Genomic DNA, 23635 nt, shown 5'->3' on the forward strand with positions numbered 1-23635 from the left:
TAAGGAATGAATTTAGTAAAACAGCTCGGGCAGTTTCCTGATGAAAAAAGAAAGGAATACTTCAGCACACTTCCCAATTATGCCAATGGAAGATTTCAGAATATACTCATCACACCAGCTTTATTAGAAGGAGAAAGTATGACCAAAGCCCTTCTGAACAGTTTGTGTAAGGTAGAGAATACTTCACCCAAATCTGCACTTCCGTTTGTGGTTACAGATCTTAAAAACCTTTCTCCAAAAGAAAATGTTTTGGTATGGTTCGGGCATAGCTCTTATTTTATACAGGTTGATGGCAAAAAATTCTTGATAGATCCTGTTTTTAGTGGAAACGCTTCACCAATGCCCGGATCTATAAAAGCGTTTCAAGGAGCAGATTATTATAAGCCGGAACACATGCCGGATATAGATTTTCTATTGATTTCCCACGATCATTGGGATCATTTGGATTATAAAACGGTACAGGCTTTAAAAAATAAAGTAGGAAAGGTAATTTGTGGGCTAGGAACTGGGCAGCATTTTGAATACTGGGGCTGGGAAACAGAAAAGATTATTGAGAAAAACTGGTGGGAAAGTATAGATATTGCTGATGGTTTCCGAATTACCCTTACTCCGGCAAGACATTTCTCCGGTAGATTATTGAATAGAAATATATCTCTTTGGACCTCATTTGTATTAAAGACTCCAAGCAAGAATCTGTTTTTAGGCGGCGATAGCGGTTATGGAAATCATTTTACCGAAATTGGAAATAAATATGGCCCGTTTGACCTGGCTGTCATGGAATGTGGGCAATACAATGAAAAATGGCCATACATTCATACATTACCGGATCAGCTTATTGGAGAAGTAAAGGAATTAAAAGCTAAAAATTTTATTCCTGTTCATCATTCAAAATTCAAACTTTCTCAGCATGCATGGTTTGAACCGGTAGAGCTTGCTGCTAAAAATGCAGAAGAAAATAATCAGCCTATTACTCTGCCTGTTATAGGAGAAAAAGTAGATCTGGATCAATTGGAAAATGTAACCTGGAAAAAATGGTGGGAAGAGTATTGGTAAGAATCAATAACTCGTTTGAATCGAATTAAAATGATGCTTTCATTCAATCCATACTGAATATCTATGAAATGAACCTAGTTCAATTGCGTGATGAAGATCTCTTCACAATTTTCAACCAATCTCTTCAAAAGGAGAACAAAAAAATGATAAGAAAAACCTGCCTATTATTGAGCAGGTTTTCCCTATTATCAAAAAAATAATCACTACTGAAGTTCCTTGTGAGAATCCTTTGTATGAATGATATCGTAAAATATAGCCGGATTAGCTGCATCTGGAGTAATTCTGTAGGTAAATGTAGTTTCGTTCAGTACAAGAATATTTACAGTACGGGTGAAAAGCACATTCCCATTAGCATCTAAGGCAACAAGTGTTCTTGTCTTCCCATCAGGCGAAATAGACCATGTTCCCTGAGATCTTAAGACATCATTTAATCCGAAGATTTTAAACGTTCCATTAGCTTTAAAATAAGAATATCCTACATAGCCAGCCACGCTTGCGTCCGTTAATGCTACAGAAGTTCCGCTGTTGTCTTTAGCATCAGTAGTTTTCCATGGAGTAGAAGCTAACGTAAGCTGTCCGTTTTTTGGCTCAGCATGAGTCGTTTTTGTATGGATAATATCATAATAGATTGATGGATCAGCTTCATTAGGACGGATTCTGTATGTGAATTCATTTTTGTTTAAAACAAGAATTTCAACATCACGCTTGAAGATGATTGATTCATCCGGATTTAAAGAAGTAATGCTTCTTGTCTTTCCCTGAGCATCTACAGACCAGGTTCCCCTTGATCTTAATACATCAGTTAAGCTGTAAATAGCAAAATTTCCGTCTGCTTTAAAGTAAGCAAAACCTACATAACCAGCTACACTGGCATCTGTTAATGCTACATTAGTTCCATTTTTATCCTTAGCTCCTGTTGTTTCCCAAGGAGTAGAGGCCAGAACTTGCGAGGGAGTCTGCTGTTCAATAGCAATTTCGTTATCATCACTGGAGCATGAAACAAAAGAAACAGATAGAAATATTGCTGCAGACAGATAACATAGTTTTTTCAGTGTATTCATAAAGGTATTTTTAAGTATTTGCAAACTTATTCCTAATCCATGTCAAATCTGTTGTATAAAATATCTCTTTTGTTGTAAAAAATATAACCAATATCCTGTTAGGTTGAATAAAATGATATTACCATCCTGTCACTAAAAGACTTCTGGCTGCTTTTACACTGCATTTCTGATATTTTGAATAGGCCAGTGCTGCTCTGCTTCTGATTTCTTCACCTGATTCATTGTTGAGATAGCCTGTTAAAGCATCATGCAGAATATAAGCTTCAGGAGCCATCAGATGGCTGGACCAAACCAAAGGATTAGCTTTCGTTTCCTGTAATGATGGTGAGAAAAACCTTTTACTGTAACAGGCTAAAATGATACAGTCTCTTGTCTGTCCATCTGTATTTTTAAAAGATTCGGATAATTGAAAATCCATTAATCCGTCATGTCCTATATAAGAAACGAGTTTGGAATTTCCGTACAACCCAATCTTGGTATTATTAATAGAAAGTACATCCTTGATCTGTCCTGAACTGCTATAGAAAAAGTCCTTTGTGCAATTTTTTATATATTGCCCATCATAAGCATCAGCAACCAGGTAATAATCTTTCTTTGAGGTGTGCTGAAAAATAAGCCTTTCCATCCTTATTGAATCCTTTTTTTCAGCCTTTAAAAGCTTCCACTCCTTACTCTTTTTAAAATAAGTCCGGATTCCATAAGCTGCTCCCCAATACAGATTCTGATCAGGGTCCTGGCCATTTCCTATTTTTTCGGGAACAGGAACAATTCCTTGGTATTTATTATCACATAAGGCAACAAATACATGAATCGTTTTAGTACTTTTATCAAAGTTATCAACATTTTTCAGGGTTTCAGGGTTTTTACCAAAACCTGCGAGGTTAATCACCTTTTCTTTCGTTTTGTTTTCACAGCTTAGCATACAAAAAGAGAAGCATACTAAAACAAACAAAAACAGATTCTTTATTTTCATGACTTGGTGTATTTTCCTTAAAAGTACAATAAACTGCCTTATGAAAAAACTATTAATCTCGCAGATCACACAGATTTCGCAGATGATTTCGGATATAAAACTTTTGTGTACTTTTTATACTCAAAGTTTTTAGCTTTAAATCTCTTAAGTGTTTACATCTTTTCCTTAGTGAATATATTCTTTGTGCAATATGAGATGGTGCCATTTGTGAAAAACATTATTGATATTTGTATCTATAGTTTTCATGTTTAGTAGGCAATTGCGAAAAATCTGCGAGAACTTTATCTTTAAAAATTCTATTTTTGAGTATGAATAACAGAAATCGCGGAAAAAATACAGGCGACGATACCTTGTTCGGTTCAGAAAAACAAATCAGCAAACTGAAACTTGCCGTTCAGGATATGCAGTATTTACTCACCAAAGGTTATGCAGAAAGAGCCGCATCTAATCTTGTCGGAAACAGATATAGACTAAAGACACGACAGGTACAGGTGCTGCGTGGTGCTTCAGCATCCGAAAGACAGATTTATGACAGAAGACAAAAGCAGCTGGAAATATCAGAACTGAAAGATAAAACCGTTTATCTTGATGGCTTCAATGTGTTGATTTTACTGGAAAGCTTGCTGTCTGAAGCTTATATCTTTGAAGGTGCAGATGGCTGTTTCCGTGATCTTTCCGGTGTTCATGGAACATATAAAAGGGTAAACCAAACCCATAGAGCTATAGAGCTTGCAGCTATATTTTTTGAAAAAAGCCAGGTTCAGAAATTAGTCTGGGTTTTTGACCAGCCGGTTTCCAATAGTGGAAGAATTAAACAGATTGTTCTAGATTTTGCGATAGAAAATCAGCTCAATTGGGAAGCAGAATTACAATATAGTCCAGATAAATTTCTTACAGAAATTTCGTCAGCAATTATTTCGTCAGATGCCTGGATTCTGGATCATTGCAAAGAATGGTTCAACCTCATCGGCTATCTGATTAAGGAAGAAAACTTATCTGTTAATCTGATACAATGCTATGATCAATAATTTTGAACACTATATTCCTTTCATTTCAGGTGAATGGAAGGAAAAATATAAGTCTATTCTGGCAGAAGAGCATTTAAAGATGCTGGATGAAAACATTCAAAAATTTCAAGATAAAATATTAGACTGGAACCTGCCTTATTTTAATGAAGAAATAAGCATTGACAGGGAAAAAGTCTTTAATCAGTTTGTTAATATCTTTACCTGTAATGACGCTGATGAGGTTAAAGCAAAGTATTTGGAAAAAATATCTTTTGAAGACTGGCTGATTGTTTTAGGCCAAAGGCTAACCTCAGCAAGTATTCGTGATGAAACGGCGGTTCCACCCCTAACTTCTGTTTTGATTAAAGCTTGCCAGGAGCCCTTTAACGAAGAGATTACCATTGCACAGCGTGCCTGGGAAAAACATACTGGAAGAATAGAAGAAAATTTCTGGGGCGAAGTCAAAGGAAATAACCAGCAAAAACAGGAAAAAGTAATGCAGAAAATTCGGTACATCCTTGAAAATAAAACCTGGTGGAATGTCTTCTTTCATTATAAACACGAATTGGTGTTTGAAGTCAGAGAAAAAGAAGGGCACGGAATCCGCTGGAGTCATGGCGGAACAAAGTTGATAGGTTTTTTGGAAAAATTTATCAATGAGTAGAAAAGTCTGGAAGTGGGAAAAATGAGACTGAAGGTTTCTTTGTCTATAGTAACTTCCATTTTTACAACTTAATTAAAGAAATCTTTTTCTACGCAAAAAGATTGCGTTTCTAATAAGTACTTTTGCCGACGAAGAAAATTGATAGAGATAAATTCATATCCAATTTCTTTTTTTAAAACTAAAAACATGGAAGCATTACAATCAATATTAAATACAATAATCAAAGAAAAACAAGGTTATATCACATTCCTTACCGGAGCCGGAATTTCTGCAGAAAGTGGACTGCCTACTTACCGCTCGATAGATGGAATCTGGATCAAAGGAACGAAATATCACCGTCCGGAAGAATTCGGAACATTGAAATATTTTAAACAAGAGCCCGAAGAAGTGTGGCAATACAATCTGTTTTGGAAGAAGCTGATCCAGGAAGCACAACCCAACGCAGGACACTTTGCCCTTACTGAAATTGAAGAACTTTTAGGAGATAGATTCAGATTGGTTACTCAGAATATAGATGGACTTCATCAGAGGGCGGGAGTAAATAAGGTATATGAAATTCATGGAAATAAACAGATGGTACGCTGTTCGAAAGAATGCAGCGGGCCTATTGATTTTCCGGAACAAGTAAAACAAAAAGAATATATAGAAGATCTTGCTCAGGAAGATATTGATGGATTGAAATGTACAAAATGTGGCAGTTGGCTGCGACCTCACACATTATGGTTTGATGAGTGTTACAATGAAAAATATTACTATTTTGATACCGTATGTGATATTGCAGATCATACAGATGTATTATTTGTAATCGGTACTTCCGGATCTACGTCTTTACCCGTAAATATTGTAGAAACTGTAAAAATACGAGCCAAGCATATCGTTATCATCAATCCTGAAAATGATACTTATTTTCATGCTATTCTCAAAGGATATAAAACCTTGAATTTAATGCAGGAGAGCAGTTCTTCAGCACTTCCAAAACTGAGCTCGTTGATTAAAGATATTATGCATTCCTAATATAAGTTGGAAATGATTTAAATTTCCATTTCCAAATCACGATAGTCTATGAAATATATTTTACTCTCAACGTTCACTCTGGTCTTGTTCTCCTGCAAAGGAAAAGAAAGCAGTAAATCTGAAGAAAAAAAAGATTCATTAATAGCTGTAAAAACTATGCATAATACAGCATTACAAAAAGATTTTGATATTCTTAAAGTCTTACTGGATGAAGAAGTGGGGAATGAGAAACCTGAAGAAATAGATTATAAAAATTATACTGTTTCTTTCAATAATGATGGGGATTCATATAGTGTAACCTTTCACAAAATAGCGTCTGATGATTTTAATAATGATGGAATTACCGACTATATCATAGAAAGAAATTCCGAAGGAATGCTGGGCGGAAATGCTAATACCAACTCAGAAATCATCTATATTATTATGGGAAAAGACCAGAAGATCAGTCAAAGGCATGAAATACAGGAATCAGCTCCCTTTTCATACAATATCCTGGATGGAATCTCTTATGAAGGCGGAAAACTGAAAGCTACTGCACAACAAAACTATCGTTCATACGATAAACCGGTAGACAGCCTTGAATCTACAAATTTGTCTTTTGTATACAAAGATGGAAATGTGTTCGAAGAGTCCTATCTTACCAGTTGTTCTTTAGCCAAATGGAAGGACAAAAAGATCTTCAATTCAAGCTCTGATCATAAAAGAAGTATTGATAGACATAATTACACAGAAACTGTCGAAGAGAAGTATACTTCAAAAGATTTTGAAGCTTCAGTAGAATTGTCAGGATGTGATAACCTGGTGATTATTTTTGAAGGAAGTTATAAAACAGCTGATACAAGCCTGAAATCTATCGGAGAGAAACGCAAACAGTTTATGAGTTTTCTAGTTAAAAATGCAAATGCATATATTCAGAAAGATCTTTCTGCTATTCAGAGCTATTACCTGACTCATAAGATGTCGGAGGATGAGATTAATATAGGAAACCTATCCTTCAATATTTTCAGCAATAAAAATAAAGGCGAACTTAACTTTAGACTCGTTATGACTCAAGAATCTAATCCTAAACAAAGTGAAAACTGGGAAATTGTAACCCGGCAAAATAAAATTAAAAGGCTGGAAGCTGGAGGAATGAAGCCGGATGTTACTTTTAGGGATATTACGACTAAAAGTCATGATAAAAAAGTAATGACCGTTCGTTATGACTTTCATAACTCCCATCTTCCAGCCTGCTTAAATAAACACAAAAATTTTAAAACAAATGAATACATACATTGATATTGGCATTAACCTGACCAATAAACAGTTCTATAATGAACACGAAGAAATCATTAACCGCGCAATGGATAATGGAGTAGACTTTATGATCCTCACTGGAACTAGCGTCCGTGGAAGTAAGGAATCAGCAGAAATTGCAGAAGAATATCCTGATATCTTATTTTCAACAGCAGGAATTCATCCTCACGATGCAAAGTCTTTTAATCATGAAAGCAGTAATGAACTTAGAAAGCTTTTGAAGCAGGAGCACGTAATTTCAGTAGGAGAGTGCGGATTGGATTTCGATCGTGATTTTTCTCCAAGACCGGTTCAGGAAAGCTGTTATAAAGCTCAGTTAGAATTATCAATAGAAGTGAATAAACCTCTTTTTCTCCATGAAAGGTCAGCTTTTAAAAGGTTTAATGAAATCACAGATGATTATCTTTCTCAATTACCGGAAGCTGTGGTACATTGTTTTACCGGAACGCTGAATGAAGCTAAAATATATCTGGACAAAGGATTTTATTTGGGGTTCACCGGAGCCATCAGCGATGAAAAAAGATTTAAACATTTAGAAGAAGTAATCCGATATGTTCCCCTGGACAGAATGATGATTGAAACCGATGCACCATTCATGCTTCCGAAGAATATGCCGAGAATGCAGAACAGAAGAAATGAACCCTCATTCCTCCCTTATGTGGCACAGACGATTGCCTATCTGAAGAAGATCAGTATTTCTGAAGTTGCAGATGAAACGACAGAAACTGCCAGAAATTTTTTCAGACTATAAAAAAGAGCTCTACTGATCCAGTAAAGCTCTTTTTTTATATGGTTGAAAGACGAATCAGCAAATTCGCTTTTATCCTTTTCTTACAAACTTTTGATTGCAGACTCTAAAGCCAATTCCATCATTGGTTTCAAAGCAGTTTCTCTTTCGTCAGCAGAGATTTTTTCATGAGTTGGAATAATGTCAGTTACCGTAAGAATAGTCGCCGCATTTTTACCTAAATGCTGTGCGTTGGCAAATAATCCGAAAGCTTCCATTTCTACTGCCGGGCAGTTGTATCTTGTAGCAATTTCAGGAGTGTTAGGATCTTTTCTGTAGAAAATATCACTACTGTGGATATTGATCGCTTTAGCATCTATAGATAACTCTTTAGACGTTTCATTGATGGTATTGAAGATATTTCCCTGGTGAGGAAGAATATCACCTTCAATTCCCCAGGCATATTTAGCATATGTACTTTCGCTGGCAGCATTTTCAATATTTAAAATATCAAAAAGCTTAAGATCTGTATTGTAAGCTCCACATGTTCCGATTCTGATGATTGTATCTACTTCATATTCTGTAAATAATTCAAAAGAATAGATTCCGATACTAGGGAATCCCATTCCACTAGCTCCTACAGTAATCTCTTTACCTTTATAAAGACCTGTATAATAAAAGATACCTCTGGTTTTGCTTACCAGCTTTGCATTTTCTAAATAATTTTCAGCAATATACTGTGCACGAAGCGGATCCCCCGGCTGCAATACTACTTTAGCAATTTCTCCTTTTTTAGCACTGATGTGAATACTCATAACTTTATTTTGAATGGCACAAATATAATAACTTTTATATTGACCCTGTCATTGTGGAAAGTGAAATCATAAAGCTGGTTTATCAGGAATTAATGTATAATTTATTGTCAATAAGTACTTTGTTTGTTGACTTTGAAGGTGAGTTTTTGAAATTTTATTTCTTAGAGCTAAAAAAATAGGTAAATACAGAACAAGGATAGAGTAACAGGGAGCGGATATACCATAATTCTGGCAATTAATTTTGCAATATTAATATTCTTAAAATTTTAAAAATGAAAATAGAACATATTGCTGTTTGGGTAAAAGATCTTGAAAAAACCAGAACATTTTATCAGAAATATTTCGGAGCAACTTCCAATGAAAAATATGTGAATCCTATTAAAAAGTTTGAATCCTACTTTCTTAGTTTTGATAACGGATGCCGTCTAGAGATCATGACCAGACCAGATATTAAGGAAAGCGAAAACGCTTACGAATTCCAACAGTTCGGAATTATCCATTTTGCATTCTCTGTAGGAAGTAAAGAAAAAGTAAATGAGCTTACTGAAACCTTAAGAAAAGATGGCTATACCATCGCCGGAGAACCAAGAACAACCGGTGACGGATATTATGAAAGCGTCATCCTCGATCCGGAAAACAATATCATTGAAATAGTAGCTTAACCAATCATTACGAGGAGCGAGCAAAGAAGCAAAGTTTTTTCAGGAATATTTCTATTGTTGGAAAACGCAAGGGCGCAAAGTTTTTAAGTAATATGCTGCTTTTAAGGCGCAAGAAAATCGAAGATTTTCAGCAACAATTACTCTGATTTTTCTTGTCACGAATGCACACGAATAAAATGATAAAATCCGTTCATTCGTGGCTTATATACTTTATAAATTAAAAAAATATTCACATTAAAATAAAGGAAAAATTGAGTTTTCACACTTCGTAATAGTATTCCTTTTTCACCATTATTCATAAAGATAAGATATTACATTATCTCATCACAGACATCTGCGAAATCTGGGCGATCTGCGAGAAACTAAATAATCATAGGAAATTAATCAACCGCATAAAATTTTATCGAAGATAAAATCCTTGCGCCTTACAACAGCATAATATTAAACCATCTTAGCGCCTTAGCGTTTTCTAACATCCATCCTTTCAAAGTAAAAAATCTGCCACTCGAAGCCTTAAAAGCCGCATTTTTCTATCAGCAGCATAATTTAATATCGATCCTCTCTTCAAAAGTTTTATTCTCAACGAAATAATTCTATTTTTGTTAGATGATGGAAACCAAATCACCATTTCTAGATACAATCTTTTTACTGCGTAAAAGCGAATGTATTACCCTCTTTTCGAATATTCAGACCATTTCTTCCAAAGAAGAGGAGGAAGCAGAAATGTATTTTGAAGCAGAATTCGAAAAAGAAAGATTGGAATTTCTTTCCGATCAGCTATCCTGTGATAAAATCACAGCGGTTTGGGCAGCAAAAGTTCTGTATCATAGTGCTCAATTATATTTGATGAGAGAAAATACAGTCAATAATCTTGAAATTCTGATTCCAAAATTTAAAGGGATCAGAGATATTTCTTCTATTGTATCAGCCGATTTATCATTAAGATTTTTACCTGAAGTGATGATTGCACTGAATTCTGTTGATCCTGAAGATCCCCTCATCAAATTGCTCGAAGATATCCTTACAGAATTTCATTACTCAGGAGTCGGATATGAACTTGATCTGAAAGGAGTGAATTGGGAAGAAGAGTTGAAAGACAAAACCTACCGGAAATTGTATCTGGAAAGAATTGTTGAAAAAAGAGATTATAAACTGGCGGAAATTCCGTTCATCAATACATTGCTTATGGCAGAATTTGGAATGCATAAAGAAGCATTCTGGAAAGAATTAAAAATAATAACTGAAGAAAATCAATGACGCAGAATATTAATAAACTAAATACAGTTCTAAACTACGTAAAAGATACTTTTGTAGGAAAAAATGATGTAGTAGACCTGCTGGGAATCTGTCTTTTGGCAAGAGAAAATGCCTTTTTGTATGGACCTCCGGGGACTGCAAAGTCAGCTATTGTAAGAACATTGGCAAAAATGGTAAAAGACGGGAAGAACTTTGAGTATCTATTAACCCGTTTTACAGAACCCAACGAGATATTTGGTCCTTTTGATATTAGAAAATTAAAAGAAGGAGAACTTCTGACCAATACTGAAGGCATGATGCCTGAAGCCTCTATGGTTTTTCTGGATGAGATCTTCAATGCCAATTCCGCTATTCTGAATTCCCTATTGATGGCTCTTAATGAAAAGATTTTCAAAAGAGGAAAAGAAACAAAACACTTACCTGCTTTAATGTTCGTGGGAGCCAGTAATGTTCTTCCTGAAGATGAAGCACTGAATGCTTTATTTGACCGTTTTCTGGTAAGAATCAATGTAGATTATGTCAATCCGGAACTTTTGCAGCAAGTACTTTTAGCAGGAAGAAAACTTGAAAATGAAGAAGAAACAGAGGTGCCGGAAATTCATGCGGATGAGATCAGAGAACTTCAAAGCCTATGCAGAGCAATAGATTTAAAACCAATCTATGAAGTTTATCTAAATACGATTATGAGCCTTAGAAATACAGGAATTGCTATTTCGGACCGTAGAGCCGTGAAACTTCAGAACCTTATCGCTGCAAGTGCTTTGATTTGTGGAAGAAATGAAGCTGTTCTTTCAGATCTTTGGGTTTTAAAACATATCTGGGATACAGAAGAACAGATTGAAATTCTGGAAGGAATAGTCAACAGAACGATTGAGAAAGACGATCATCCTAACTCTCATCCACAGGCGATGCATAATAAAACTCCGAATTCGGAAGAGGTGATGAAAGATGTAAAAATCCTTGTAGATAAATGGAACGAAGGGCATCTAAGCTTTGAAGAGCAAAATGTGATCAAAGATAAACTGAGATATTTACAGACACGCTGTGACTGGATCAGAAATACTGAACAAAAGCAATATATTCAGCAGGAAATTGAAAGCTTATGGCAGAAAATCCTTCAGACCCTATAAAAGAATTCTGGGCAGAACTTCCACGTGCGGATCAGGACTATCTTGGCTCTATCAGGGATTGGAAGAATGTTCTGATCGCAACAGATGATGAAACGATATGGCTCAAAGGTTTTACCGATAAACAGATATTGAGTTCAGAGCTGCATCAGATGCCTAATTTTTTACTGTACGAACTGCGTGATGGGCTTTTATTCAAAAAAGAAGCATTAGTTCCCAGCAAAAAAATGAGAACAGCATTGCTTTGGACGTCTATTGATAAAGCTTTAAGGCTCACCTTTCCGGCTTCTAACCAAAACTATTTCGGGATCAGTGAAAAAGTCCCGGTGAAGTTAAAGGAAAGTGGAGAAGAACATCCGGTTATTGCTTTGGTAAGCAAAATTGGTGATATCAAAGAAAGTATTATGACTTTACCAAAGTTCAGACTAGAAAAAATAAAATGGGTTGTGATGGGAGATAAAGCTCTTTTTTTAGGAACCCCATTATTAAGTCTGCCGGGGAAAACATATTGGACAAAAGACAGACATCTTTTGCCCTCCGGTTTTGATTTTGAATTTAAAAACCTAAGCACATTCTTACAAAAAAAATATAATAAAGAGTCAGATGGATGGCTTTTATGGGATGAAAATGGAAATTATCTTTTAATCAAAGAAACAGATTTCAGACCATTATCTGTAAGTTCATTCCGTCTTACTGAAAAATCAAGAGAATGGAATTAAAGGCCTATTTCCAATCCTACGAAAATTATTTCTGGGAATGGAAAACCGATGAAGATGTTCCCGGAGATTCCGGATATAACGAGAATAACCTCCTCTCCATTCCTGGAGTGGGGGCAATTGCGTATAGACCATACGTTATTGAAATCCTAAAAGAGCTTCAGCCACAGGGATGGCCTCCGTTCGGAGCTTTGCTGATGGTTTTATATGCCATGCAGGATGGCTATACAGACTTTGCAGGCCCTTTAAGATATACGGCAGATTTTTACAGTGTTGGAAACTTTGAATTCAATGCAGAAAGAGAAATTGAATTTCTGGAAAAGATAAAAGCCCTTCCGAAAGTTTATAAACAGAAGCAAAATAAGATTATATTGTTACAGACTTTGTTTAAAGATGGCCATAACAGGATATCTTCTTTAAATGCAGAAGCTTATTTGAGGGTGTATTCTAAAAGACCACAGGAATTGATCTTCAGTGCAGAAAAGCAACATGCTGGTCCATCTGTTTTGAACAAAGATCTGACGGCAATAGATCTCAACGAAAAATTTCCAACCGTACAATCCATCATTGATGCCATGAAAGGTTTGATGGAAGAACCGGAATTAGATGATGAGGTTGTAGAGGAAGAAGCTACTGCCGATACAGATAAAGACTTTATCCGAGAACTGGTGGAAGAACCCAAGACTTTCCAGATAGGGAGTCTTATTAAAAGAATATGGAGCGGACTTAAAATTCCGATGCGTCATCTTTCTCCAGGGGAACAGCCTATCGGAGGCGTTTCTGATATGACCAATAAAGGAGATTTTCATAGAATGCTTTTATCAGAATTTGCCAACGAAGATGAAGTTTTCATCAATCGTGTGGCGAATAATGAAGCTTTATACATTCAAAGAGAAATACCACCTGAAGAAAATATTTTTGAAAGAATTATACTGATTGATACTTCCCTTAGAAACTGGGGAACCCCAAAAGTATTGGCATTTTCATCAGTCATTGCAATCATCAAGCATCCGAAAGCCCATTCAGAATGTAAAGTAATGGTGCTGGGACAGGCTGCGATTCCTATTTCCTTAGATAAAGTGGAAGCAGTAATTGAAAACCTCAATCAGGTAAGTCCGGTACTGGAAGTTTCAGAAGCGTTGGAAAAGTTTTTAAGTAAAGAATATCCTCAGAAAGATATTGAAGTATTTTTCATTACCCATCAGGAGAACCTTGAAGACGAAAAAATGCAGCGAGTTATTCACCAGAATAGGGACAGACTTAAATTTTTAGTCACCACTACTTCACATGGGGAAATTAATTTTTATAAGCATCATAAAGGGGTAAGAAAGCATATCCAGAAAATAATGCTTCCCCTTCATGAGCTGTGGGCCAATCCGCCCCAGCAGAAAAAGACTGATAATAATTCGAATGGAAAGAAAACCGATCTTCCATTAAATTACCCGATCCTGCTACCAACTCCTGTAAATAAGATAGCTCAGTTTCTGTACGAAGGTGAATTTTTTATCCTAAGTTCAAAAAAACAACTGTTGAAGACTTATCTTTCTGATAATTATTATGACAGACATTCTTATGATTACTATAAAACCTATCATGGTTGTGAAGTAATGGCTGAAGGAATTTCTGTAAAGCCAACAGGACAGTTTGCACTGGCAAAAAATAAGCAGCAGCATTTTATATTATGCCAATATCAGCCTTCCAGAAAATTAGTGTCTAAACTGAATGTGATTACAAAAGAATATTCTGAGATCAATGTCACCGGATTGAATATTCCGGATGAGTATAAACTGATTTATTTTGACCAAAGTTTTTACCTTCATCAGGCCTCAAATCCTCAGTTGTATAAAATAAATATAGAAGGAAATACTTCAGTAGAACCTTTTGATCATCAATACAAAGATATAGACAAAAACATTGCAAAAGTAGAGACAGAAGTAGCCAAACTGAATAGAAGCGGATTAAAAATTATTGGTAATTTTAATAAAATCGGGATTAATGCACATCATAATTTTGTTTTTTCAGGATATGAAATAAGCAGTGTATATGAAAATACCCTCAATCTTTACAAAAACAAATACGATATCACGATTTTTGCAGAACAGAATAAAAATAAATATACCTTTCCTGATGGAAGTGAAGTCATTGCAGATTCCCGGGGAATGCTGATATTCAGAAGCAGTAACAAAGGGATAGAAGAGTTTTATGTTCCGACGACAAGCTATGGATTTTTGGCACTGGCTACTCAGACAGAATTTGGCGGATCAGAATATTATCTTCCGGAACAAACCTTATTGAAGGTAAGAACGATGGAGGAAATGTATCATCAGTATTTGAAACCGTTTATAGAGCAGGTGATGTTATAGATAAGATTATGGAGCTTAGAATAAAACCTTTCCCGAAAAATATATATCCTAAAAAAGGACTTTTAATAAAAGGTTCTTCACCTCTTGTATGGCTTCAGGAAATGGAAACTCTGGAAATTGACCTGGATGGTACAAAAGCTTATGCCATTCCAACAAATACTCCCAACGTCATCTATGGGTGTTTCTTAGTTTTTCAAGATCATGTTCCACAGGAAATCGGAAAGAATGCTTATTTTCAATGGGTAGATCATAAACTTTTTATTCCGGAAAATACTACGTTTTATCCCAAGGTTAATCAAGAAGATTGGGAAATGGTAGATTCAACTTTTCTCATCATGCATCCTGAATTTGGATTGGTGAAGCTGTCAGAGCAGATCGATTGGGTCGAATTGATTCAGGAATCCGGAAAGATAGAAGAATCGATAAGAAAACCTTTGAACGGAGTTAAAATTCCACAAACCATAGAAAGCTATACGGTTGAGATGGATGATGAAAAGATGCTCGAAGCGTTACAGAAAACTCAAACCGAAGAAGAATGGATGAATAACCTGCCGTTTGATCTGAAGAAAGTCATGGCCGGAAACAAAAAAGAAATTGAAAAGTATTTAAAATACATTGAAAAATATCCTGAACGAGCTATAGAACTTGGAATACCCTTAGATATCATGGGAACATCCAGAGGCGATGGGTTTAGTAAATTTACCTGGTTAGACGGGCTTTTCGGAAGTTCCGATTCGAAACAGGAAAGTGCAGGGACCAGGAATTTCCGCAGAATATTTTGGGCTGTGATAGTAATCGCTATTGTACTAAAAATAGCTTTACCATCAAATAAAGATAGTACAGCAGGAGAAGAGGAAAATGTAGTGTCTTCAGGGAAGATTGTAACAGATGCTGTAAAAGCTCCTTCAGATATGATCGCGTTTCATTCCGGCGTTTCAGAGATAGATCAAAAGATAGACTCTATATTTTTTGATCAAAGAAAAGGTCTGTCCAATGAACTCCTGAATGCAGGAATGCAGGAGAGCAAGACAAAAAAAGAAAAAGAAGAATATAAAAAGAAAGGAGGCCGAGATATAAATGCAATCGGTCATGATATTCAAAAACTCAGCAAGAAAGAACAAAACACCAGAGATTCTCTTAAAATAATCTACACAAAGAAAATAACAAAAGAGATTCAGAAAAAGAGTGAAGTTTTGAAACGTAAAATTTCAGACTCTTTAAAACAGTATACCAGAGGAAAACCGGTAAATGGAGATGTTGTCAAATATCTTTTAAAGAAAAAACAGGTTCTGATGCAGGATTCTTTAGGAAAACTATACGGAACCATAGATATAGCTGATATGCCGCCCCCGTCGTCCATCAAAGATTCAAAAATAAAAGGCGTGGAATCAGGGAGTAATTCGTTAAATAAAGATACTCCTGTTTCAGATATTATTTATATGGTAATTCTAATGATTGCAGCGGTTGGATTATACTCCTTTATGTTTAAAAATAAATCATTGAATCTGGGCGGAGATAATGTCCCGGGCTGGATAAAATTCCTTTTAATTGTTATTCTGGTAGGGATGTTGGTATATCTGTTTTATCCGTTGGTCAAAATGTTTGGGTACAACTGGTTCGTTTGGGTACTGGCCATTGGGGTAATGCTGCTGCTTTACCGCTTGTTCAGGGATGATAAAACCATTTTAAAATCCGATGATGATGAATAAACAAAAATTTATAGACAAGTTTATGGCCGCCTTTGTATTGCTGGCCATGTTTAAAGTCATCGGAATTGTAGCTCAGCTGTTTCATGAAAGCTTCTGGAGTGTGGTGGGAACGTTAGTTATTTTTCTGATTGTAGCATTTATCATCCTTATGGTTATTGCTTCTTTAAAAGATAAAGAACAAAATAAACAGAATTCAAAAAGAGGCGGAGCCGGAGGAGGAAACTTCTATCTTGAAAATTCATTATTTGACAGGATACGAAGTAAATATGAAGATCTTGCCCAAAAATATATTGAAGAAAAAGACTACAAAAAAGCAGCAAAAGTTTATATGAATTTGCTGCAGGATTATTACAGAGGAGCAAAAGCACTGGAAGAAGGTGGTTTCTATAACGAAGCAGCAGCGGTATATCTTAAAAAATTAAAAAGTAAATCAGACGCTGCAAACTGTTATGAAAAAGCAAAGCAGTATAAAAAAGCCATTGACCTGTATAAAGAAATGGAGCAGAAAGAAAAAGTAGGAGATCTTTATAAAGAGATTAATGATCTGAAAAATGCCCATATCTACTATCAAATGGTGGCAGACGACTATACCCTCAATAATCAGATGGTAAAAGCCTCATTGGTCTACCGGAAGAAAATGGAAAAACCTGAAGATGCCCAAAAAGTATTATTAAAAGGCTGGGAAGAAGATAAAGATGCCTTCAACTGCCTGAATAATTACTTTGCCAATATTTTTGATAATAAAAAACTGGAAACAGAAATAGAAACTCTATATGAAAAAACTCCTGCTTACAAAAAACTGATCTATTTGGAAGTCATGAAATACGAATTTAAAAAAGATCCGAAATTACAACAAGTGGTGAGAAAGATCGCATATGAAATCATTGCAGAAAAAGTAGACACCCGCTCTGAAATTGTGAATGAGCTAAAATATTTTAATCCCAATGATGAGGTGATCCTCAAAGATATTTCAAGATTTAAGACGGGAAGGAACAAGATGTTTAATCATTAATAGCGAGTCAAGCTACAGGATGGAAGATGAAAGTAAATCTGTCTTTTGAATAGGCAAATTTATTAAAAAATGAGTTTTAATAATGATCTCCTTTATTACTGCCAGCCTCTCTTTTCCTACTTCCAACCCTCACAACAAGTCCATTTTTCTATATTCAAAAGCAATTTTTCATATCTTTGCACCAGAAAATTATGACAATACAAAGAGCACATATCAATGCAGAACTATTCGAAAGTCCTTCTAATAAAGGATTATTGGGATATAATGAGGTGATATGGAATGAGGCGAAATGTGCTGACTTTGGAAATTATTTACTGTAAACTTGTAAAAAATTAATCAAAATACTGCAAAAACGTCTCGAAAAATCGAGGCGTTTTTTGTTTTTTAGGTCAGAAATTATTTAGAATGAAAAAAAATAACCATAAACATGAAAATTTTTTAATTAACAATGCAACTTTAATACGATAAAATAGAGTGATAGACAAACCAATGAGAGACAGTCATTTAGGTAATTAAGATATCCGCAAAATATTGCGGACAGAAATCACTTATTCTAAATTTTAATCATAATTAACTGATTGTCAAGGATTTAATTTGAAAATTTATTTGCGGATTTCAAAAATTCATATTTACTTTGCAACCGAAAATTGAAAGCAACAGGTTTTCAGGATTCAACAAAAAATAATTTAGAAACAAACAAAAATAAAATGAAACAATTTCATAACATATACAATCAATATTCAAGACTGTTCGGACAAGAGCCGACAGGTGTTGTATGTATTCTTGAAAGTGGAATTGTGGATAAAAGGTGCTTATATACGTGGGTCAGCTAATGATCTTTTACGTTAAAAAATATGAAGCGCCTCCCCAAAAGAGGCGCTTTTTTTTATGGTTTCTTTAGCTTATTTGGTAAAGCGCCGGTCTGTGGAACCGGAGAACAGGGTTCGATCCCCGAAGATACCCAAAATATAAAATCTCATGGCTCAAATGGTTAGAGCATCGACCTGATACGTCGAAGGTTGAAGGTTCGAATCCTTCTGAGATTACAAAGAATGTGAAAATTTAAATTGACAAGCAAAGCAAATTGTAATGAATGATCAATAAAACTAAAACAATCTCATAGCTCAAATGGTTAGAGCACCGGTCTTTTAAACCGGGGGTTGAAAGTTCAAATCTTTCTGGGGTTACTAAAACGGTTCCGTAGCTCAACCGGATAGAGCATGGGTTTTCTAAACCCAGGGTTAGAGGTTCGAGTCCTCTCGGAATCACAAAAAAGGTTCATGGAAACTTTCCCATCCGGCTGTCTCCCGGAAAAGAAACGGAAATGAACCCCAAAGCTGGAAAGATAACGGTGGTTGTTTACCCGTCTTGGACGCGGGAGGTCGCAAGTTCGAATCTTGCTTTCCAGACAAAATGATAAGTAATAAATAATGAGTAATAAGCAATAATGCATAGAAAAGTAGTTTTCACCATTACTCATCACCAATTACTCATTACTTATAAAAAAGCCGCGGGAATGGTGGAACGGTAGACACACTTGATTTAGGATCAAGGCGCTGAGGGTTCGAATCCCTCTTCCCGTACAAAGGATTTCGTAGCTCAATGGTAGAGCGCTGGTCTGTTAAACCAGAAGTTGAAAGTTCGAATCTTTCCGGAATCGCAGTAACTAATGTTAATGGTTTCAGGAGAAAAATAAAAGTTTGTCAAGAACAGAAGATCTTTACACCAAACACTAAAATAAAGACAAGCTTTTTCTTTCTCAATCATAAACAGTTAGAAGCTAAACAATATGATGAATACAATTTTAGGTAAAAATAAAGTCTGTCAAGCGCAGAAGTTCAAACAAAATATAGACAGACTTTGTTTTTTAAATAATAGGTATTAAAAATTACTCCTATTAAAATCTGATGGTTCGCCGAAGTGGAAGAGTCGGGGCGGTCTGCAAAACCGTTGCGTGAGCTGAGTGGGTTTGAATCCCATAACCATCTCAAAAGTAAGCTGAAAATTGGAATGTTACAGAAGATGATCAATCATCTATCAATAATCATTCATCAATTATAGCTAAAAAATATCCTTTATTAATAAAAGAAAACGTCTGTCGAGCGCAGAAGATCTTTAAGCCAAAACACAAAATACAGACAGGCTTTTCTTTTTAATAAATAATGAGCAATAAGTAATCAGTGATAGAAAAATAGTTTTCATCATTACTCATCACTAATTACTTATGAATAGGGAAGTACGCCGAAGTTGGAGAGTCGGGGCAGACTGTAAATCTGTTGCTTCATTGCTGAGTAGGTTCGAATCCTACTGCTTCCACCAAACCGCTGATAATGTAATGGCAGCATGCAGGAAATGTACTCTTGTTGTTTAGGTTCGATTCCTAGTCAGTTGGTCAAAGAGAAGAAAATATTAAATGCTCAATATAATTTTCGAAAGAAAGGCTTGTCAAGCGTAGAAGTTCTTTTTGTTAAGCAAATTTAAAGACAAGCTTATTCTTTTTTAATGAGCAATAAGTAATCAATGATAGAAGAGTCATTTTATTATTACTCATCGCTAATTACTTATTATTTATAAAAAACGCTCTATTCGTCTAACGGTCAGGACGCCTGCCTTTCGAGCAGAAAATAAGGGTTCGATTCCCTTATAGAGTACTGGATGTGAATAACTGGTCAATATTAAATTGATTTTAATACCATGAAAGTTCAGATAAAAAAAATTGGCCAGTTGCCATTCACACAAATAAAGAAAAGAGAAAAGGACTGTCAAGAGCAGAAGATCTTTAATCAATAAAAACAGACAGCCCTTTACTTTCTACAATAAGTAATGAATAATAAGTAATCAATGATAGAAAAGTAGTTTTGATAATTACTTATCACTAATTATTCATTACTCATAAAATAGGGAAGAGTGGTGTACTCGGTGTGCACGTTAGTCTGAAAAACTAAAGGTACAGGTTCAATTCCTGTCTGTTCCGCAAAACATGAATGATAAGTAATATAATGAGTCATCTTTGATACTTGACTGTTTTTAAGCATTACTCATTACCAATTACTTATTATTCATGAATTAATCTGATTCATAGTGTAATGGGTAGCACACAAGATTTTGATTCTTGGAGTTTAGGTTCGAGTCCTAATGAATTAACAGTTTTACTCTGATAGTGTAATGGTAGCATCTCAGTCTCCAAAACTGATGGTACTGGTTCGAATCCGGTTCGGAGTGCAGTAAATGAATAGTCAATAATGAATTTTTAAAATTGATCATTCAGTAATTAATTATCAACAATCATTTATCAATTATAAATTAAAGTATGTAGAAAAAATGGAAACGCAACAACAAACATGGCAGAATATGAACGGAAAAATATTCCAAGACTCTATCACACAGCTGGTAGAAAAAGCCATTATTCGCGAACAGGCAAACGGACATCGTCTGAAAGTATGTGTGGGATCAGACTCTCACGTATATGGAGAAGCTATTAATTATGCTACAGCAGTAGTGTTTATTCGTGAAGGAAAAGGAGCGTTTACCTTTATCAGAAAAGAAAGAGAAATACAGACAATCAGTATCAAAGAGCGAATGTTGAATGAAGTCAACAAATCTGTTGAAATTGCTTACGCAATCTGTTCTGTATTGGACACTTATGGAGTGGAAATGGAGGTACACGCAGACATTAATACCGATCCTGATTTTAAATCCAATGTAGCACTAAAAGATGCTATGGGATATATTCTGGGAATGGGATATGTGTTTAAAGCAAAACCCTTTGCCTTCGCAAGTTCCAATTGTGCTGATATGATGGTGTAATAATGTGGATGGAAGCAGGGCGAATGAAGCTGGAAGTTTTTAACGTTATGATATCAATTTCCTGTCTTAAATACTAACTTTTCAAATATATCACGTGTTAAGAAAATAACACAAAAAACTAAAAACATGACTCACAATAGAATAGCCGTTATCGGTTTACACGAACAGGAATACGAATATATACGGCAGCATTATGATGGCCTTATGATCTGGCATCAATCCATTCCCATGATAAAAGTTATGGACGGAACTTTATATGTTGAAAAAGCTCAGGGAGTAGGAATGCTTCCGGTAGATAAGGTTGTCTATCACGGAATTTTTGAAGATGATCTCGATTTTATCTCAGGATTGTCTCTTTGGAACGGCCCATGTTTTCCAAATGCTTACGGAATGTTAGAATGCAGATTAAAAATTCCTTGTCTTGCCAAGGCAATGAAGTATTCAAAATTTAATTCCCAAAGAGGATTTATCTCTGCAGGAGCTTATGTGAATACGGATACAGAATTGGTTGCAAAATGGGGAAACTGGCATTGTGGAGAAAACAAACATAAGTTTACAGGAAGCTGGGAAAGTACAGAAAACAGCGTATTGGAACCTTATTTTGAAGGAGATGCAGTAAGAATCTTAAACATAGGTGAAAAATCCTGGCAGATTAAGCTTGAAGGCGATACATGGTTAAAATCCATACACCCTGATGATGCCCAATTCATGGAAATTGATGCAGAGCTTTTACAGGACACTTTAATCTTAAAAGATAAAATAGGAATGGATGTGATCGCGAATGATTATATCGTTCAGAAAAACGGAAACAAACATTTATTGGAAATTAATCATATTCCCAATATTACAAGGTTCGAAGAAGTGAGATTACACTTTTTAAAGACTGTTGTAGATTGGATTCATGAGGACTAGGTAAAGTTCAAAGACTAAAAAATAAAACGATGGAAATGACCAAAAGATTATTGTTTCTGGATGATATAAGATATCCGATTGAGGCATATCGTTATACCAAGCAGGATATATTTCTCAGAAGGGACTGGCATATTGTTCGGAATTACGATCAGTTTGTCAATAGAATCCTGGCAAAAGGACTTCCGGAAATGATTTCTTTTGATCATGATCTAGCCGATGAGCATTACCTGAAAGCAGAAGCTAAAGAGTTTGTTGAAAAAACAGGCTATGATTGTGCAAAATGGTTAGTAGAATACTGTATGGATCATTATTTAGACTTACCAAAATTCTATAGCCATTCCATGAATCCCGTAGGAAAGGAGAATATAGAAAGACTTTTAAAAAACTTTAAAAAACTAAAAAAATGATTTTTAAAACATATAACTCTATAGAAAATGCTTACCAGACCCGAATGATCGATCAGATCAAGATGCAGGGCTTTGGAGATGAGATTTTCATCGTGCAGGAAAAAGTTCATGGGGCTAATTTCTCTTTCTTTACCGACGGAAAGGAAATTAAAATCGCAAAAAGAACAGCTTTCATTGAGAAAGAAGAGAAATTTTATAATGCACACAAAATTTTGGAACAATACAGAAAAAATGTAATTAATTTGTTTCAAAAAGTGAAAACAATATACCCGAATATTGAAACTGTAGTCATCTACGGTGAATTGTTCGGCGGCGGTTACAAACATAAAGAAGTAGAACCTGTAAAAGATGCAATAAGAGTGCAGGCAGGAATTGAATATGCACCTTACAACGATTTTTATGCATTCGATATTAAGTTGAATGGGGTTACTTATTTGGATACGGATATTGCCAACTCAATTTTTGAGGAGACCGGATTTTTCTATGCTAAAACCCTATTTGAAGGAACTTTAGAAGAAGCTTTGACGTTCCCGAATGTTTTCAATTCTAAGATTCCAACCTGGTTGGGACTACCGGAAATGAATAATATGTGTGAAGGAACCATTATTAAAACTCTAAAAACCAGATATTTTGGAAACGGAGCCAGAGTCATTCTGAAAAATAAAAATGAAAAGTGGATAGAGAAATCTAAAATGGTCAAAAAACAAGATAAAATTGTTCAAAAACAACTTAATTTCAGCGAAACTGCTCAGAATATCTGGGACGAAATCCAGAGATACGCAACAGTGAACCGTTTGAATAATGTGGTGAGCAAAATCGGCGAATTCGAACCTAAAATGATAGGAAAAGTGATTGGTCTTTTTGCACAGGACATTTTAGAAGATTTTGAAAAAGATTTTCCGGCAGTTTTTACAACCATTGAAAAAGAAGAACAGAAAAGGATCAACAAAAAGTTGAATTCTTTAGTGATTGATATTGTGAAAGAAGAATTAAATTCAGCAAAAGCATAGATTGGGATTAATGCCAATGAATAAGAGCTTTTGCGGCTAAAAC

At 35.3% G+C, this 23635-nt stretch carries 21 protein-coding genes and 13 tRNA genes; 31 read left to right on the forward strand and 3 right to left on the reverse strand.

Annotation, left to right across the window (positions count from 1 at the left end; genetic code table 11):
• Window positions 1–6 precede the first annotated feature (6 nt).
• Window positions 7–1053, forward strand: coding sequence for an MBL fold metallo-hydrolase (locus AC3HD6_RS19965; protein WP_488897924.1), 1047 nt, complete (start codon window positions 7–9; stop codon window positions 1051–1053).
• Between the two features lie 203 nt (window positions 1054–1256).
• Here AC3HD6_RS19965 and AC3HD6_RS19970 read toward each other — a convergent pair whose 3' ends face one another.
• Together AC3HD6_RS19970 and AC3HD6_RS19975 are read right to left on the reverse strand one after the other, a co-directional pair.
• The gene (locus tag AC3HD6_RS19970; protein WP_488897925.1) at window positions 1257–2114 is read right to left on the reverse strand and encodes a DUF4822 domain-containing protein; all 858 of its coding nucleotides are present in this window, start codon (window positions 2112–2114) and stop codon (window positions 1257–1259) included.
• A gap of 118 nt (window positions 2115–2232) precedes the next feature.
• Window positions 2233–3087 carry a hypothetical protein gene (locus tag AC3HD6_RS19975; protein ID WP_488897926.1) on the reverse strand — a complete coding sequence of 285 codons (855 nt, stop codon included), beginning with the start codon at window positions 3085–3087 and terminating at the stop codon, window positions 2233–2235.
• Window positions 3088–3395: 308 nt separating this feature from the next.
• Here AC3HD6_RS19975 and AC3HD6_RS19980 point away from each other — a divergent pair, with 308 nt between their 5' ends.
• The 5 genes from AC3HD6_RS19980 to AC3HD6_RS20000 all read left to right on the forward strand — a co-directional run bounded on the left by AC3HD6_RS19980 (window position 3396) and on the right by AC3HD6_RS20000 (window position 7819).
• On the forward strand, window positions 3396–4115 hold the full coding sequence (locus AC3HD6_RS19980) for a DUF434 domain-containing protein (RefSeq protein ID WP_488897927.1): 720 nt from the start codon (window positions 3396–3398) through the stop codon (window positions 4113–4115).
• Window positions 4105–4758, forward strand: coding sequence for a hypothetical protein (locus AC3HD6_RS19985; RefSeq protein WP_488897928.1), 654 nt, complete (start codon window positions 4105–4107; stop codon window positions 4756–4758). The genes AC3HD6_RS19980 and AC3HD6_RS19985 overlap by 11 nt, the downstream gene beginning before the upstream one ends.
• 186 nt (window positions 4759–4944) lie before the next feature.
• Window positions 4945–5772, forward strand: a complete 828-nt coding sequence (locus AC3HD6_RS19990; protein WP_488897929.1) for an SIR2 family NAD-dependent protein deacylase — start codon at window positions 4945–4947, stop codon at window positions 5770–5772.
• Between the two features lie 48 nt (window positions 5773–5820).
• Window positions 5821–7050, forward strand: a complete 1230-nt coding sequence (locus AC3HD6_RS19995) for a hypothetical protein (protein WP_488897930.1) — start codon at window positions 5821–5823, stop codon at window positions 7048–7050.
• Entirely contained in the window at window positions 7034–7819 is a 786-nt protein-coding gene (locus AC3HD6_RS20000; RefSeq protein ID WP_488897931.1) for a TatD family hydrolase, read from the forward strand. Before AC3HD6_RS19995 ends, AC3HD6_RS20000 begins: the two co-directional genes overlap by 17 nt.
• An 80-nt stretch (window positions 7820–7899) precedes the next feature.
• Here AC3HD6_RS20000 and deoD read toward each other — a convergent pair whose 3' ends face one another.
• Window positions 7900–8610, reverse strand: a complete 711-nt coding sequence (gene deoD / locus AC3HD6_RS20005) for a purine-nucleoside phosphorylase (protein WP_123908932.1) — start codon at window positions 8608–8610, stop codon at window positions 7900–7902.
• 272 nt (window positions 8611–8882) lie between these two features.
• Between deoD and AC3HD6_RS20010 the strand changes: the two genes are divergently transcribed.
• The 25 genes from AC3HD6_RS20010 to AC3HD6_RS20130 all read left to right on the forward strand — a co-directional run bounded on the left by AC3HD6_RS20010 (window position 8883) and on the right by AC3HD6_RS20130 (window position 23592).
• Window positions 8883–9272 (forward strand): VOC family protein, encoded by a 390-nt coding sequence (locus AC3HD6_RS20010; RefSeq protein ID WP_488897932.1) that lies wholly within the window; start codon window positions 8883–8885, stop codon window positions 9270–9272.
• Between the two features lie 606 nt (window positions 9273–9878).
• The gene (locus tag AC3HD6_RS20015; RefSeq protein WP_488897933.1) at window positions 9879–10529 is read left to right on the forward strand and encodes a hypothetical protein; all 651 of its coding nucleotides are present in this window, start codon (window positions 9879–9881) and stop codon (window positions 10527–10529) included.
• Complete coding sequence (locus AC3HD6_RS20020; protein ID WP_488897934.1) at window positions 10526–11659, forward strand: AAA family ATPase; 1134 nt, start codon at window positions 10526–10528, stop codon at window positions 11657–11659. Before AC3HD6_RS20015 ends, AC3HD6_RS20020 begins: the two co-directional genes overlap by 4 nt.
• Window positions 11632–12375 carry a hypothetical protein gene (locus AC3HD6_RS20025; protein ID WP_488897935.1) on the forward strand — a complete coding sequence of 248 codons (744 nt, stop codon included), beginning with the start codon at window positions 11632–11634 and terminating at the stop codon, window positions 12373–12375. Before AC3HD6_RS20020 ends, AC3HD6_RS20025 begins: the two co-directional genes overlap by 28 nt.
• The gene (locus tag AC3HD6_RS20030) at window positions 12366–14735 is read left to right on the forward strand and encodes a hypothetical protein (RefSeq protein ID WP_488897936.1); all 2370 of its coding nucleotides are present in this window, start codon (window positions 12366–12368) and stop codon (window positions 14733–14735) included. The genes AC3HD6_RS20025 and AC3HD6_RS20030 overlap by 10 nt, the downstream gene beginning before the upstream one ends.
• Before the next feature lie 8 nt (window positions 14736–14743).
• Window positions 14744–16444, forward strand: a complete 1701-nt coding sequence (locus AC3HD6_RS20035) for an APC family permease (RefSeq protein ID WP_488897937.1) — start codon at window positions 14744–14746, stop codon at window positions 16442–16444.
• Window positions 16437–17456, forward strand: a complete 1020-nt coding sequence (locus tag AC3HD6_RS20040) for a tetratricopeptide repeat protein (RefSeq protein ID WP_488897938.1) — start codon at window positions 16437–16439, stop codon at window positions 17454–17456. The genes AC3HD6_RS20035 and AC3HD6_RS20040 overlap by 8 nt, the downstream gene beginning before the upstream one ends.
• Before the next feature lie 191 nt (window positions 17457–17647).
• Complete coding sequence (locus AC3HD6_RS20045) at window positions 17648–17776, forward strand: penicillin-binding protein (protein WP_488897939.1); 129 nt, start codon at window positions 17648–17650, stop codon at window positions 17774–17776.
• Between the two features lie 570 nt (window positions 17777–18346).
• Window positions 18347–18419 (forward strand) — tRNA-His (locus AC3HD6_RS20050).
• 9 nt (window positions 18420–18428) lie between these two features.
• Window positions 18429–18502 (forward strand) — tRNA-Ile (locus AC3HD6_RS20055).
• Window positions 18503–18569: 67 nt separating this feature from the next.
• Window positions 18570–18643 (forward strand) — tRNA-Lys (locus tag AC3HD6_RS20060).
• A 7-nt stretch (window positions 18644–18650) separates the two neighbouring features.
• A tRNA-Arg gene (locus tag AC3HD6_RS20065) sits at window positions 18651–18724 on the forward strand.
• Window positions 18725–18793: 69 nt separating this feature from the next.
• Window positions 18794–18865: transfer RNA gene (locus AC3HD6_RS20070), tRNA-Pro, on the forward strand.
• Between the two features lie 101 nt (window positions 18866–18966).
• Window positions 18967–19039, forward strand: a tRNA-Leu gene (locus AC3HD6_RS20075).
• A gap of 5 nt (window positions 19040–19044) precedes the next feature.
• Window positions 19045–19116: transfer RNA gene (locus AC3HD6_RS20080), tRNA-Asn, on the forward strand.
• Window positions 19117–19362: 246 nt separating this feature from the next.
• Window positions 19363–19444 (forward strand) — tRNA-Cys (locus tag AC3HD6_RS20085).
• 244 nt (window positions 19445–19688) lie between these two features.
• A tRNA-Tyr gene (locus AC3HD6_RS20090) sits at window positions 19689–19775 on the forward strand.
• Between the two features lie 260 nt (window positions 19776–20035).
• A tRNA-Glu gene (locus AC3HD6_RS20095) sits at window positions 20036–20107 on the forward strand.
• Between the two features lie 250 nt (window positions 20108–20357).
• A tRNA-Phe gene (locus AC3HD6_RS20100) sits at window positions 20358–20430 on the forward strand.
• 98 nt (window positions 20431–20528) lie between these two features.
• Window positions 20529–20600: transfer RNA gene (locus tag AC3HD6_RS20105), tRNA-Gln, on the forward strand.
• A gap of 7 nt (window positions 20601–20607) precedes the next feature.
• A tRNA-Trp gene (locus AC3HD6_RS20110) sits at window positions 20608–20678 on the forward strand.
• 99 nt (window positions 20679–20777) lie between these two features.
• A complete protein-coding gene (locus AC3HD6_RS20115) occupies window positions 20778–21263 on the forward strand; it encodes a ribonuclease H-like YkuK family protein (protein WP_488897940.1) in 486 nt (161 codons plus the stop codon).
• 126 nt (window positions 21264–21389) lie between these two features.
• Window positions 21390–22175, forward strand: coding sequence for a hypothetical protein (locus tag AC3HD6_RS20120; protein WP_488897941.1), 786 nt, complete (start codon window positions 21390–21392; stop codon window positions 22173–22175).
• A gap of 29 nt (window positions 22176–22204) precedes the next feature.
• Complete coding sequence (locus AC3HD6_RS20125; protein ID WP_488897942.1) at window positions 22205–22582, forward strand: cyclic-phosphate processing receiver domain-containing protein; 378 nt, start codon at window positions 22205–22207, stop codon at window positions 22580–22582.
• On the forward strand, window positions 22579–23592 hold the full coding sequence (locus AC3HD6_RS20130; protein ID WP_488897943.1) for an RNA ligase, Rnl2 family: 1014 nt from the start codon (window positions 22579–22581) through the stop codon (window positions 23590–23592). Before AC3HD6_RS20125 ends, AC3HD6_RS20130 begins: the two co-directional genes overlap by 4 nt.
• Window positions 23593–23635: the final 43 nt, after the last annotated feature.

Source organism: Chryseobacterium sp. II3a (assembly GCF_057815135.1).